This is a genomic window from Flintibacter hominis (genome assembly GCF_014287965.1).
GTDB lineage: Bacteria > Bacillota > Clostridia > Oscillospirales > Oscillospiraceae > Lawsonibacter > Lawsonibacter aceti.
This window is the reverse complement of record NZ_JACOPO010000001.1, coordinates 24933-38348: the sequence shown is the minus strand read 5'-3', so window position 1 is coordinate 38348 and position 13416 is coordinate 24933. Positions and strand designations below refer to the sequence as shown.

The following is a 13416-nucleotide window of genomic DNA, read 5'->3' as shown; positions in this document are numbered from 1 at the left end:
TTTGGGGCGGAGACGATATGGTGGCAGCCCAAAAGAGCCCCTTCTTTCCCATCCACTGTCTCATTTGTCATGAAACAACTATGGGGAGGACTTCGAAACGAAATCCTCCCCACTGTTCTGCCTGTATCTACGGCTGTACCAGCTCCGCCTGGGCGAAGGTGCCGTCCGGCATCTGGACATAGAGGAATCCGCTACCGTCCTCCCAGACTTCACAGCCCGCATATTCCTCACTGTCCGTGTACAGGGACGCTCCGTCGTTCCGCTCCAGCAGACCCAAAAGCTCGCTGTCCTCCGGCAGCTTCTCCACAGAGCGGACGATATGGTAAGTCTGGCCATCCCGGTATACCAGGATAGCGCCCTCTCCCTGCTGACAGTTCTCCCCCGGTGCGGTAGCAGTGCTGTCACTGTTTGCAGCGCCGGCCTCTCCAGAAGAGGAGGAGGGAATACCTCCAGCAGTATCAGCGCTGCTTCCATCTTGGCCTGCTCCTAACTGAGAGGCGCCATAACCAAGAGCCACTACCAGAGCCAGACAGGCGGCCCACGCCCCCCATCTCCGCCAGTGAAAGGCCGGCTTGGCCCCCTCCTCCGCGTCCTGGATCATGTCGTCGTCCAGCAGCCCCATGGCGTCCAGCAAATACTCCGATGTCATATGGCCACCCCCTCATGCTCCAACAACAGCTTCAGCTTTTGGCGGGTCCGGTAGAGCCGGGACTTCACCTGGCTCTCCGTCAGTCCAAACCGCTTTCCCAGCGAAGACAATGCCTCCAGATGGAAGTATCGACGGACAAAAAGCCGGCGGTCCAGCTCCGGCTGGGTCCGCAAAAAGGTGGAGATCAGGTCGGCTGTCTCCCTGGCATCCAGCTCCTGGTCTGGCACCCTACAGTCCGGCAGGCAGTCCTCCAGCTCCTGGAGAGCCACCTCCACCTGACCGCCGCCCCGCTTGGCCGCCCGCTCCCGCCGCCACCGGTCCAGGGACAGGTTGCGGGTCAGCTTGCCGAAGAAGGCAGACAGCACCGAGGGGCGCTGGGGCGGCATAGCGTTCCACGCCCGGAGCCAGGTGTCGTTGACGCACTCCTCAGCGTCCTCCCGCATGGCCAGTATCCCAAGGGCGATGGCGCGGCAGTAGGGCCCGTATTTCTGGTCACTCTCCACAATAGCCTGCTGGGACCGGGCCCAGTACAGGTCGATGATCTTATGGTCCTCCATGGCGCTCCTCCTTTTTGGACGCGGCAAAAGAATCAATCCTCTAAAGGTATTTTAGCCTGAAATCCGTCTTGCCGCAACCATCTTATTTCTCAAGACGAAAACCAGGGCCGGAGGTTTCCCTCCGGCCCTGGTTTTTTATTTTACTTGCTCAAAATCCGAGGCTGGGTGCTTGCACCAGGGACAAATATAGTCCGCCGGCAGCTCGTCCCCCTCGTATACATAACCGCATATCCTACACACCCACCGCTTCTTGTCCCCGGTGGCGTGGGTAAAATCACCAGGCTTGATGTGGCCCTGGTAATAGGCATAGGTGGCGCTGGCCTGGTCGTTGAGCAGGTCTCCATCCTCCACATCCGCCAAAAACAGGGTGTGGCTGCCCAGGTCAAGATGGGACACGACCCGGCAGGACAGCCAGGCGTTGGTTCCCCGTGTCAGATAGAGCAGGCCGTTCTCCCCCCGCCGGACCTGGTCCTCGGTCCCGGCAAATTTGTCGCTATCCCGGCCGGACTGAAAGCCAAATCGCTTGAACAACTGGAAGTCCGCCTCTTCAGACAGGACTGACAGGTTAAATTTTCCGGTCTCCTGAATCATGTCGTGGGTTAGGTTTCCCTTGTTGACGGCTATGGTAACGCGGTTGGGCTGGGCCGTCACCTGGACGGCGGTGTTAATGATACAGCCGTTGTCCCGCTCCCCCTGACGGGCGGTGAGAACAAACAGGCCGTAGCTTATAGCATACATAGCTCTTTCGTTTTTCATGGCGTTCCTCCTTGGCGGCCAGGCCGGCTTTTTCTCCTTCCAGTATGTCCCGCAAAGCACAAAAAAACCGCCGGAAACGGGTTTCCGGCGGTTTTTTGCGCGATTTATTTGATAATCTTGTTGTCCACTTCGTTGGCCAGCAGAGCAGAGAAATCTGTCAGGGACATGGCCCCCAGGTCCTCGCCGGTGCGGTGCCGGACAGACACGGTATTGTTCTCCACGTCCCGGTCTCCTACCACCAGCATATAGGGCACCTTCTCCATGGTGGCCTCCCGAATCTTCTTCCCGATCTTCTCGTTGCGGTGGTCCACCTCCACCCGGAAGCCGGCCTGGTCTAGGGCCTTGGACACCTGATCGGCATACTGTGCGGCCCGGTCGGTGACAGGGAGCACCTTCACCTGGACGGGATTGAGCCAGGCGGGGAAAGCCCCGGCAAAGTGCTCGGTGATAACGCCGATGAATCGCTCAATAGAGCCCAGCACCACTCGGTGGATCATGACAGGGCGGTGCTTCTGGCCGTCCTCGCCGGTGTACTCCAGCTCGAAGCGTTCAGGGAGCTGGCTGTCCAGTTGAATGGTGCCGCACTGCCAGGTACGGCCCAGGGAGTCAGCCAGGTGGAAGTCCAGCTTGGGGCCGTAGAAGGCTCCATCCCCCTCGTTGATAACAAAGTCCTTGCCCATGTCGGTGATAGCGTTTTTCAAAATCTCCTGGTTGCGCTCCCACTCCTCCACGGTGCCGATGTGGTCCTCCGGCATAGTGGACAGCTCAATGGTATAGCTCAATCCAAAGACAGAGTAGACCTCGTCAAACAGGCGGACCGTCTCCTGAATCACGTCCTGCATCTGGTCCCTGGTCATAAACACATGGGCGTCGTCCTGGTTGAAGCAGCGGACGCGGAACAGGCCGTGAAGGGCGCCGGATAGTTCGTGGCGGTGGACCAGGCCAATCTCCCCTACCCGCAGGGGCAGTTCCCGATAGGAATGGGGCTCGTTGGCATAGACCAGCATACCACCGGGGCAATTCATGGGCTTGACGGCAAAGTCCACGTCATCAATGACCGTGGTGTACATATTATTCTTGTAGTGGTCCCAGTGACCGGATCTCTCCCACAGCTGACGGTTGAGCATGATGGGGGTGGAAATCTCCACATAGCCGTACTTCTTGTGGACCTGCCGCCAGTAGTCCAGCAGGGTATTCTTCAAGGTCATGCCCTTGGGCAGGAAAAAGGGGAAGCCGGGGCCCTCGTCCCGGAGCATGAACAAGCCCAGCTCCTTGCCCAGCTTCCGGTGGTCCCGCTTTTTGGCCTCCTCAATCCGGGCCAGATATTCGTCCAACTCGTCCTTTTTGGGGAAGGCGATGCCGTAGATGCGCTGGAGAGTCTCCCGGTTGGAGTCCCCCCGCCAGTAAGCGGCGTTGCAGGCGGTAAGCTTCAAGGCGTTGCCCTTAATGCGGCCGGTGGAGTCCAGGTGGGGGCCGGCGCACAGGTCGGTAAACTCCCCCTGCTTATAGAAGGAGATGACCGCATCCTCGGGCAGGTCATGGATGAGCTCTACCTTGTATGGCTCGCCCTTCTCCTCCATGAATTGAATCGCCTCCGACCGGGGCAGCTCAAACCGCTCCAGCTTCAGCTTCTCCTTGCAGATCTTCCGCATCTCCCCCTCGATCTGCCCTAGATGCTCCGGGGTAAAGGCGAAGGGGGCGTCCATGTCGTAGTACCAGCCCTCGTCGATAGAGGGACCAATGGCCAGCTTCACCTCGGGCCACAGACGCTTGACCGCCTGGGCCATCACATGGGAACAGGTGTGCCAGTAGGTTTGGCGGTATTCGGGATTTTCAAAGGTATAGATGTTTTCTTCGGACATTTTCAGTCGCTCCTTTCTCGCGTTTAGGGGAAGGAACAAAAAAATACGCTCCGCCCCTGATATGTGTCAGGGGTGAAGCGTATTGATACGCACCACGGTTCCACCCTGCTTGCAAGAATCACCGCGCCGTCTCGATCAACGCAGGCGGGCCGGAGGGAGGCAGCCGTAGGCCGCCAGTCCTGCGAGTCGTGAACAGGCAAAGCGGGACAACTTGCCGCTTGTGACCTCCTGTAACGGGAAAGCCCCGGCCCGGTCGTCCCGGGCAGCTCTGGAGTGGTACCAGCCATCGCTTCCACAGAGCACTTTCAGCACAGGGCGCCCCTCTCTGGGTGGTCGATTCAGGCTTCTTCTCCTTCTCAGCCGTTTTAACACAGGTACTATATCACCCCCTCAGCCGATTGTCAAGAGCGTACAGGCGGGATATAGCCCGTATATGTCCTTTTCTTTGGTTCTGTATTGACTTTCTCTATTTCTGCGTGTTAAAATATATTTACGAAACATTGTTCCGTATATTGGAACACCAAAAGGAGGAAACTCACTGTGAAAGCTCTCATCTATGAAGGCCCTAAAAAGGTGGCTGTCCGTGAAGTGGAAAAGCCCGTTCCCAAGGAGGGCCAGGCCCTGATCCGCATCGACTACTGCGGTATCTGCGGCTCTGACATTGGCATCTATAGCGGCACCCATCCCCGGGCCAAGGCCCCTCTCGTCCTAGGCCATGAATTTGTTGGCGTCATTGAAGATATCTCCGGTGACTCTAATGGTTTTCAGGTTGGCGACCGAGTTGCTCCCTACCCTCTGATCTCCTGTGGACACTGCTTTGCCTGCCGGAATGGCCGGCCCCATGTGTGCGATACCCTGAAGATCATCGGCATCGACCTAGACGGTGGTGTAGCCGAATATGTGTGCTGTGACACTGATGTACTGTTCAAGGTCCCGGCTTCTGTCTCCAGCAAAGTAGCGGGAATCATCGAGCCTCTAGCTGTGGCTGTCCACACTCTGCACCGAGCCGGCTTTAAGCCGATGGACAGCATTGTCATCATGGGAGCCGGTCCTATCGGAGCCTTAGTGGGTGTGGTAGCCAAGCACAGCGGAGCCTCCCGCATCATCATCTCCGACTTTGATCAGGCCAGACTGGAGATGGCCGCCAAGTTGGGCTTTGACGCGGTCAACTCCAAGGAAGCAAACTTGACCCAGTATGTCCGTCAGGCCACCAATGGAGACGGGGCCGACATTGTTTTTGAATGTACCGGGGCCGAATCTGCCGCTTTGGAGATGACTACTCCCTGCCGCACGGACGGCATGATCTGTCTGGTAGGCGTACATAAGGCCCCCCATCCCGTGGCTCTAGCCGATATGCATTTCCGTGAACTGAACATGACCGCTACCCGTGTTTACACCAAACGGGACTTTGGCCAGGCCGTGGAGCTGACTCAGCGCATCTCTGACGAGTTGGAGCTGCTCATCAGCCATGTCCTGCCCCTGTCCGACTGCGCCAACGTCTTCGATATGATCCACGATCCCCAGGTCCCCACCGTCAAGGTCATGGTGGACTGCCGCAGGTAAGGAGAGGAACATGAAGATTGTCATTTCCGATAACGACCATGTGAATCTAGCCCAGGAGGAGGCCGTCTTTCAGAAGGCTGGTATGGATTTCACCCTCTATCAGTGCCACACGGAGGAGGAGGCTATTCAGCAGCTGAAGGGGGCCGAGATTATTCTGAACCAGTATACTCCCCTGACCCGCCGGGTCATCCAGGCTCTGCGCCCCGAACTGAAAATGATTGTCCGTTATGGTGTGGGGGTAGATAATATCGACTGCGTCGCGGCCGCCGAGATGGGGGTACAGGTATGCAACGTCCCTGACTACGGCATGAACGAGGTAGCAGATCACGCCATGGCCCTCATGCTGTCCCTGGTGCGTAAGACTGTCACTATGGTTAACTACACCAAGGGCACCGACTGGGACTACTCCTACGGGGTGCCCATCCATCGCATCCCCGGCCAGACGGTAGGTATCGTGGGCATGGGTCGCATCGGCCGTACTTTCGCCAAGCGTATGGGTGGCTTCGACTGCCGGCGCATCGCCTATGATCCCTTGTATCAGCCAGGCACTCAGGTTGACGGAGTGGAACTCGTATCCTTTGACACCCTGCTCGAGCAGTCCGACATGATCAGCATTCACTGCCCTCTCCAGCCCTGCACCCGCGATTTGTTCGACCTGGCCGCCTTCCAAAAAATGAAGCGGGGCGCCTATCTGGTCAACACCTCCCGTGGTGGTATCGTCAACGAGGAAGACCTGTACACCGCCCTGACCACCGCCCTGATCGCCGGCGCGGCCTTGGACGTCACAGCGAAGGAGCCTCTTCCCCGCCCCAGCAAGCTGCTGGAGCTGGAGAATTTCCTGTGCACCCCCCACATCGCCTGGTACTCCGAGGAGGCCGCCCAGGAGATGAAGCGCAAGGTGGCCGAGGAGGCCGTACGCTTTGCCACTGGGGAAAAGGTGCTGTATCCGGTCAACCAAATCTGAAATTCACCAATCAAGAGGAGGAATCTCCATGGCCGAGGATACCATTCAGTCCGTTGCTCGCGCCTTCTCCATTCTGGAGCAGTTGGCCGCACAGGGAGAGATGGGCGTCCGGGAGCTCCACGGCGCTACCGGACTCAGCGTCACTACGGTCCATCGCATTCTAGGCACACTGACAGAGCTGGGCTATGTCAGGCAGAATGAGAACACCAGCCGGTACGGGTTGACTTATAAGATGCTCGCACTGGGACAGCGGGTGCCCCAGCACAGCACAGTTATCCAGCTGGCCCACCCGTTGCTCCAGCAGTTATCCGAGCAGGCTTGCGAAACCATCCACTTCGCCGAGCGGTCGGACACCAATATCCGGTATATCGACAAGGTCATTCCCTCCTCTGGCGTAGTCGTCATGGGCTCCTGCCTGGGCATGGAGCTACCCATGTACAGCACTGCTGTGGGCAAGTCCATGATGGCCGATATGTCCCGCCAGGAGGTGGAGGACATCTGGTCCCGCTCCCAGATCATCACCTATACCCCCAACACGGTGTCTTCCCTTCCCGAGCTGGAGCGCCAGCTGGAGGAATGCAGGCTGGCGGGGGTATCCTATGACTGGGAGGAGCGGGAGCCTGGCATCTCCTGTGTCGCTGTTGACATCCTGGACGTGACCGGCAGGCCGGCCTACGCGGTCAGTATTTCCAGCTCGGACGCTCGTATGAGACAGAATCAGGATCGGTATGCCGATCTGTTGCGGGAAGTGAAGGTCCGACTGACTGAACTGATCGGCTATTCCCTTTGATACACGATGATAGCGCGGGCCTAGAGGCCTGCGGAGAAAGGAAGGTTTTCCCATGAACAGCTTATTTGATCTCACCGGGAAAAAGGCTATTGTCACCGGCGGCACTAGAGGACTGGGCCACGGCATGGCGGAGGGCCTGATGGAGGCCGGCGCCGCTGTAGTCATCTTTGGTACCAGCAAAAAGGTGATCGAGGTGGCCGCCCAATTCGAAGCAAAGGGCTATTGGTGCAAAGGCATCGCCGTGGACCTGGCCGACGACCGGGCCAGGCAGGAGGCCTTTGACCAAGCCGTCGCTCTGCTGGGCGGCCTGGATATTCTGGTCAATGCCGCCGGCATACAGCGCCGCCACCCCAGCCCCGAATTTCCTCTTCAGGACTGGAAGGACGTACTCAATGTCAACCTGACCGCTCCCTTTGACCTGTGTCAAATGGCTGCCAAAGAATTTCTAAAAAAGGAACAGCCCTGCGGGAAGATTGTCAACATTGCCTCTATGCTCAGCTTCTTTGGCGGTATGACCGTCCCCGCCTATGCCGCCTCAAAAGGGGGAGTGGCCCAGATGACCAAAGCCCTGTGCAATGAGCTGGCCTCCAAGGGGATCCAGGTCAACGCCATCGCCCCCGGCTATATGGATACAGATATGAATGTGGCACTCACCGATGTCAGCAACCCCCGCTACCGTGAGATCACCGACCGGATCCCCGCCCACCGCTGGGGCACCCCGGAGGATATGAAGGGGACAGTGGTATTTCTGGCCTCCCGGGCCTCTGACTACCTCAACGGGGCCGTCATTCCTGTGGACGGCGGCTACTTGGTTAAGTAAGGCGGTCCTGCTAGGCACCCGTAAGCTCTTAATATAGAAATGATATGGAAGGCCCCCGCTCGAAATGGCAATCGAGCGGGGGCCTTCCACATGAAGAAAGGAATGGGAAAAACATCTTGTTCAGAAGGTCACTTCTGGAGCAGATGGACAGCAAAGCCACCAAACTCCTGCTTCAGATAGACAGCAATCATCTTTTCACCCTTATATTTGGCGGTGGATTCATCCAGTTGGAAGCCATGCTTCTCCAGCTCCACAGCGGCCCTGGCAATGCTGTTGGTCTTTACGGCAATATGACCGTTTTGGCCCAGGTACATACTCTTCATAACCTCAACAGCACTGCTGGCAAAGTTGGAGCTGTTGCCCGTCTTAATCTCAAAGCCAAAAGCGTCCTTCAGCCCCTGGCACACATCCATGGATGCCTCGTCACTGGCGGTATTGATGCCGATATGGGCCACCTCAAATCCCAGAACGGCTTGGCGGGCCTCCTGGCACAGGCGGGTGATCTTGTCAAACGCATGGGCAGCGATGTCGCCCTTGGAACACAGCCAGCTCCCACCCACAGCATGGATAAAGGGAGCGGCAATATACTCGCCCAGATTCTGCCCATTGACCCCACCGGTGGGGATAAACTTCATAGAGCCAAAGGGGCCGGACAGCGCCTTCATGGCGTTCAGGCCGCCGTAGACATTGGCCGGGAAAAATTTGACCACTTTCAGGCCATGGGACATGGCGGCCATGATCTCCGTAGGGGTGACACAGCCGGGAGTGATGGCCACGCCGTTTTCCACACACCAGGCTACCACTTCGTCGCTATAGCCGGGGGAGACGATGAACTTGGCACCGCACTCCACGGCCTTTTCGCACTGCTCCAGAGTAATAACGGTGCCGGCGCCCACTACCATCTCGGGGCACTCCTTGGCTACGGCGGCGATGGAATCCGCGGCAGCGGCGGTGCGGAAGGTAATCTCCATCACATCCACGCCGCCAGCCAGCAGGGCCTTGGCAGTGGGAACCGCGTCCTCTGCCTTATCCAACACCACTACGGGCACGACGCCCGCGTTACCCAGTTTTTCAACAATATCCATAGAAATGTCCCCCTTATCTCTGGACACGGCCAGAGGTGTTGCCAGCGGCCAGAGACTCCACTTCACTGACAGACATCATATTGAAGTCGTGGTCGATGCTGTGCTTCAGGCAGGAGGCGGCCACGGCGAAGTTGATCGCTTTCTGGTCGTCATAACCGGACAGAAGGGCATAGATCAGGCCGCCGCCGAAGCTGTCGCCGCCGCCCACACGGTCCACGATATGAACCCGGTAGGTGGGAGAGAAGGAGGCCTTTCCGTCGCTGTACAGCATGCCGGCCCAATCATTGTCAGAGGCGGAGATGCTGCCCCGGAGGGTGATAGCCACCTTCTTACAGCCGAAACGCTCGGTCAGCTGCTTGGCCACACTGATGTATCCTTCGTGGCTTAACTTACCGGTATTCAGGTCGGTATCAGTGGCAGCGATACCAAACACATCCTTAGCGTCCTCCTCGTTGGCGATGCACACGTCCACATAGGGGACCAGTTCAGCCATGACCTTGCCGGCCTCCTCGCGGGTCCACAGCTTCTTACGGTAGTTCAGGTCACAGCTGATGGTCAGGCCCAACTTTTTGGCGGCCTTACAAGCCTCCAGGCAGATGGCGGGCAGCTCGCCGCCCAGAGCCGGGGTGATGCCGGTCCAATGGAACCAGTCAGCACCGGCAAAAATCTTTTCCCAGTCAAACTCAGAGGCCTTAGCCAGAGAAATGGCGGAGTTGGCCCGGTCATAGATCACCTTGGAGGCCCGCTGGGAGGCGCCCTTTTCGGCAAAGTAGATGCCCAAGCGGTCGCCGCCCCGGATCATCAGGCTGGTGTCCACACCGTAACGGCGCAGCTCGTTGACCGCAGCCTGGCCAATCTCATGGGCCGGAACCTTGGAGACAAAGGCGGCGTCCATGCCATAGTTGCACAAGGACACGGCAACGTTGGCCTCACCGCCAGCATAGGTGGCCTCAAACTTGTCCGCCTGGACAAAACGGAGGTACCCCTCCGGATTCAGGCGCATCATAATCTCGCCAAAGGTGATAATTCTTTTCATTGTAGTTTCCTCCTCGTTGTGATGATATTTCATTGGCTCCGCGGTATTCACGTTCTTCGCTCGCTCACTTGACGCTTTTTGCGGCAGCTAATAGCTCACGGGCTGTTTCGGTAATTTTGTGAAACTCTCCGGCCTCGATCCATTTCTTGTTGGCCAGATTGCCGCCCACACCGGCGCCGCACATCCCCGCTGCCATATAGTCGGCCACGTTCTTTTCATTGATGCCGCCCACTGCCAGCAGCTTTACATGGCTGATGGGAGCCCGGATAGCCTTTACATAGGAGGTGCCTAGTTCGCCTGCCGGGAACAGCTTAACATAGTCAGCTCCAGCGTTATGCGCCGTCATGACTTCGCTGGGCGTCATAGCACCGGGCATAGACACCAGCCCCAACTCCCGTGTGCGGCGGATGACCTCCACGTTGACGTCAGGAGAGATGATGTACTTGGCGCCAGCCTTGGCAGCCAGCTCCACCAATTCCGGTGTGGTGACCGTACCGGCGCCTACCAGCATCCGTCCCTGGTATTTGGCTCCGATTTCGGCTATGGCGTTGGCCGTCACTGGGAAGGAGTCTGGATTCTTTTGATCGAAAGTGATCTCCATCAGCCGGATTCCACCTTCATACAGGGCGTCCGCCACCTTCATACACTTTTCCGCATCGATGCCGCGGACGATGGCGATGATCTTCTCCTCTTCTACCATCTGGATAACTTGTTCTCTCATAGCGGCCTCCATTTTTCATATTATGAAAATTTTTATCGTATTATGATATCCAAACACATTTATATCTCTTTTTTCCTCTCATGTCAATCCTCTCTTTTCATAAAATTTTTGTCTCTATTTTGTGTAAAAACTATTGCTGACCTATGACAAATTGTGTTATGCTGGAAAAAATAATTGTAAAGGGGGCGGATCACATGAATGGATCCTCTGGCTCGGTCCAGTCTGTGGCCCGTGTGTTAGATATCACGGAGGCGCTCTCCACTGCACCACAGGGGATGTCCCTGTCCGACCTGGCTGCCACCACTGGTCTGCACATCAGCACGACCCACCGGCTGCTGGGCGTGTTGGTTGAACGCGGCTATGCGTGCAAAGACCAGGAGAGCGGCAAATACCGGCTGACACTCCGCTTGTTTGAGGTAGGCAGCCGCGTTTCCACTGCGTTGAATCTGCTCACCGCCGCCAAGCCCATGCTGGACGAGCTGGCCGCCGACTGCCAGGAAGTGGTCCATTTGGTAGAGCGGGATAACAGCGACGTGATCTACATCTATAAGGCGGAGCCCGCCCGCCCTCTGGTTCGAATGGCCTCCTATGTCGGCTGCCGCAATCCTATGTACTGCACCGGAGTGGGCAAGAGCATACTGGCCTATCTCCCCGATGAGGAAGTCATCAAGGTATGGGACAGCTCCGAGATCCACACCTACACAGAAAAGACCATCACAGATCTGGACACACTCCGCTCCAGTCTAGAGCGGGTCCGTAGGTTGGGCTATGCCGTGGATGACGAGGAGCACGAGCCAGGTGTACGCTGTGTAGCCGCCCCAATTTTCAACTGGTCTGACCACCCTGTAGCCGCAGTCAGTATCTCTGCTCCTGTTTTCCGAATGACCGATAAGTTTATGGAGCAGTTGCTGCCCAAACTGCTCCGGTTGACCCGCGATATCAGCCGTATGATGGGCTGTACAGCTCTATAAAGCGTTTTCCTGGGAGGAACTTTTCCTCCCAGGTTTTTTTATTCTTTAGCAAATAAAGAATTTGTTAATATTCCAGCCCTTAATTTGTCTGGAATAGACAAATATCTAAAACTTTTTTATGCAAGCTTTTCAAAAATTAATTCACTACTTGACTTTTTTCTTTAAACAAGCTATTAATATTACATAAATGTTTCATAATAAAGAATTTATTTCCGCATTATGAAAATATATTTTTGTGGAGCGCTTCTGAAGTTTCTCGCCCATGAGGTAGACCGTGCGGGTCGTAGTCTCCGTTCTAGATAATCTCATATGGTATCCTGATTTTCGACGGTATGCTAGTGGTCACCCTGGCCATCCAGTATCTGTGTTAATAGTCCCGCGGCGGCGTGGGATTGTTAAATACATACCAATGGTGATCAGATAAGGTCAAGGCAGGGATCTGCCTTGACAATTTCCCATGGGAAATTGTCAAGATCCTTTTATGCGTGGGGCTTTGGCCGACCTCTGACCCGTGTGGTAAATCACACATTTTTTATGGAGGTAGATTTATGAAAAAGGCACTTGCTCTCGCGCTCTCCCTGACCATGATGGTCTCCCTGTTCGCCGGCTGTGGCAGTAAAGACAGCGGCAGCACCAACGCGAACACAAACACCAATACTTCCTCTGGTTCCCAGCAGGAAGAACTTCCCTCTTACTCCTTCCAGCTTGGCTTCAACACTGTGGAAGACTCTGTCCGTGGCGAAATGGCCCACGTATTCGCCGACTATGTGAACGAGGCTTCTGGCGGTCGTATCACCGTTGAGATCTTCCCCAACTCCTCCCTGGGCAGCGAGCAGGAGATGGTGGAAATGGTAAAGACCGGCTCCATGGACTTCACCATTCCCGGCGTTACTGCCATGTCTAACGTAGACGGCAACTTCGGCGCTTATGGGCTGCCCTTCCTGGTGGACACCTATGACGAGGCCCATGCCCTGCTGGACGGCGACTTCGGCAACGCCTTAAAGGACATCGCCCAAAACAATGGCTACAAAATCGTAGCCTGGGGCGATTTGGGCACCGTTCAGATCACCAATAATGTCCGTCCCATCAACTCCGTGGAGGACATGAAGGGCATCAATATGCGCTGTACCAACGAAGAGGTTTCCCTGAAGACCATGGACGCTTTGGGCTGTGCCACCACCACGCTGGCCTTTTCTGAGCTGTACCTGGGTCTAAGCCAGGGCGTCGTCGATGGCCAGTTCAACCCTATTGACGCCATCTATCAGAACAGCTTCACAGAGGTTCAGGACTACCTGGCTATCGTGAATATGTACACTTATGGCATCGCTCTGGTAATGAGCAATGATAAGTTCGAGTCCTATGATGCCGAGACTCAGCAGATCCTGATGGACGGTGCCGCTAAGGCCCAGGAAGCCGCCCGCGCTTACTGCGCCAATGCTGAGGAAGAGTATCTGCAGAAGGTCAAGGACGAAGGCTGCTTCCTGGAGATCACCACCCCCGATGTCGAAGGCTTCAAGACCGCTACCGCTGGTGTTTACGACGACTATCTCGCCACCTGCGATCCTCGTATCGTTGAGGCTGTAAATGCAATCCGCTAAAGCTAACCGCAACTAACCCTGCATTTGTGTGCTTGTGTACAGGG

Annotated in this window: 14 protein-coding genes; 6 read left to right on the top strand and 8 right to left on the bottom strand. The window is 56.5% G+C overall.

Annotated elements, in window-relative coordinates; genetic code table 11:
* Positions 1–127: 127 nt before the first annotated feature.
* The 5 genes from H8S11_RS00220 to H8S11_RS00200 form a co-directional block, all read right to left on the bottom strand.
* Positions 128–649, bottom strand: coding sequence for a hypothetical protein (locus tag H8S11_RS00220; RefSeq protein WP_186851793.1), 522 nt, complete (start codon positions 647–649; stop codon positions 128–130).
* Positions 646–1206, bottom strand: coding sequence for an RNA polymerase sigma factor (locus H8S11_RS00215; protein ID WP_147573094.1), 561 nt, complete (start codon positions 1204–1206; stop codon positions 646–648). The genes H8S11_RS00220 and H8S11_RS00215 overlap by 4 nt, the downstream gene beginning before the upstream one ends.
* 135 nt (positions 1207–1341) lie before the next feature.
* Positions 1342–1962: a flavin reductase gene (locus tag H8S11_RS00210; protein ID WP_147573092.1), complete on the bottom strand. Its 621-nt coding sequence runs from the start codon at positions 1960–1962 to the stop codon at positions 1342–1344.
* Between the two features lie 104 nt (positions 1963–2066).
* Positions 2067–3824 (bottom strand): threonine--tRNA ligase, encoded by a 1758-nt coding sequence (thrS, locus tag H8S11_RS00205; protein ID WP_186851792.1) that lies wholly within the window; start codon positions 3822–3824, stop codon positions 2067–2069.
* Positions 3825–3959: 135 nt separating this feature from the next.
* The gene (locus tag H8S11_RS00200; RefSeq protein WP_186851791.1) at positions 3960–4136 is read right to left on the bottom strand and encodes a hypothetical protein; all 177 of its coding nucleotides are present in this window, start codon (positions 4134–4136) and stop codon (positions 3960–3962) included.
* 228 nt (positions 4137–4364) lie between these two features.
* Here H8S11_RS00200 and H8S11_RS00195 point away from each other — a divergent pair, with 228 nt between their 5' ends.
* From H8S11_RS00195 to H8S11_RS00180, 4 genes are read left to right on the top strand one after another with little or no spacing between them, the layout of a single operon-like run.
* A complete protein-coding gene (locus H8S11_RS00195) occupies positions 4365–5387 on the top strand; it encodes a zinc-dependent alcohol dehydrogenase (RefSeq protein WP_186851790.1) in 1023 nt (340 codons plus the stop codon).
* A 10-nt stretch (positions 5388–5397) separates the two neighbouring features.
* Complete coding sequence (locus H8S11_RS00190) at positions 5398–6351, top strand: C-terminal binding protein (protein ID WP_186851789.1); 954 nt, start codon at positions 5398–5400, stop codon at positions 6349–6351.
* Between the two features lie 28 nt (positions 6352–6379).
* Positions 6380–7141, top strand: coding sequence for an IclR family transcriptional regulator (locus H8S11_RS00185; protein ID WP_186851788.1), 762 nt, complete (start codon positions 6380–6382; stop codon positions 7139–7141).
* Between the two features lie 52 nt (positions 7142–7193).
* Entirely contained in the window at positions 7194–7961 is a 768-nt protein-coding gene (locus H8S11_RS00180; protein ID WP_186851787.1) for an SDR family NAD(P)-dependent oxidoreductase, read from the top strand.
* Positions 7962–8089: 128 nt separating this feature from the next.
* Here H8S11_RS00180 and H8S11_RS00175 read toward each other — a convergent pair whose 3' ends face one another.
* The 3 genes from H8S11_RS00175 to H8S11_RS00165 all read right to left on the bottom strand — a co-directional run bounded on the left by H8S11_RS00175 (position 8090) and on the right by H8S11_RS00165 (position 10803).
* Positions 8090–9046, bottom strand: a complete 957-nt coding sequence (locus H8S11_RS00175) for a bifunctional 4-hydroxy-2-oxoglutarate aldolase/2-dehydro-3-deoxy-phosphogluconate aldolase (RefSeq protein ID WP_186851786.1) — start codon at positions 9044–9046, stop codon at positions 8090–8092.
* A gap of 13 nt (positions 9047–9059) precedes the next feature.
* Positions 9060–10082 carry a sugar kinase gene (locus tag H8S11_RS00170; RefSeq protein WP_147573085.1) on the bottom strand — a complete coding sequence of 341 codons (1023 nt, stop codon included), beginning with the start codon at positions 10080–10082 and terminating at the stop codon, positions 9060–9062.
* A 64-nt stretch (positions 10083–10146) separates the two neighbouring features.
* A complete protein-coding gene (locus tag H8S11_RS00165; RefSeq protein WP_147573083.1) occupies positions 10147–10803 on the bottom strand; it encodes a bifunctional 4-hydroxy-2-oxoglutarate aldolase/2-dehydro-3-deoxy-phosphogluconate aldolase in 657 nt (218 codons plus the stop codon).
* 194 nt (positions 10804–10997) lie between these two features.
* Here H8S11_RS00165 and H8S11_RS00160 point away from each other — a divergent pair, with 194 nt between their 5' ends.
* A complete protein-coding gene (locus tag H8S11_RS00160; RefSeq protein WP_186851785.1) occupies positions 10998–11774 on the top strand; it encodes an IclR family transcriptional regulator in 777 nt (258 codons plus the stop codon).
* Positions 11775–12322: 548 nt separating this feature from the next.
* Positions 12323–13372, top strand: coding sequence for a TRAP transporter substrate-binding protein (locus H8S11_RS00155; protein WP_186851784.1), 1050 nt, complete (start codon positions 12323–12325; stop codon positions 13370–13372).
* Positions 13373–13416 lie beyond the last annotated feature (44 nt).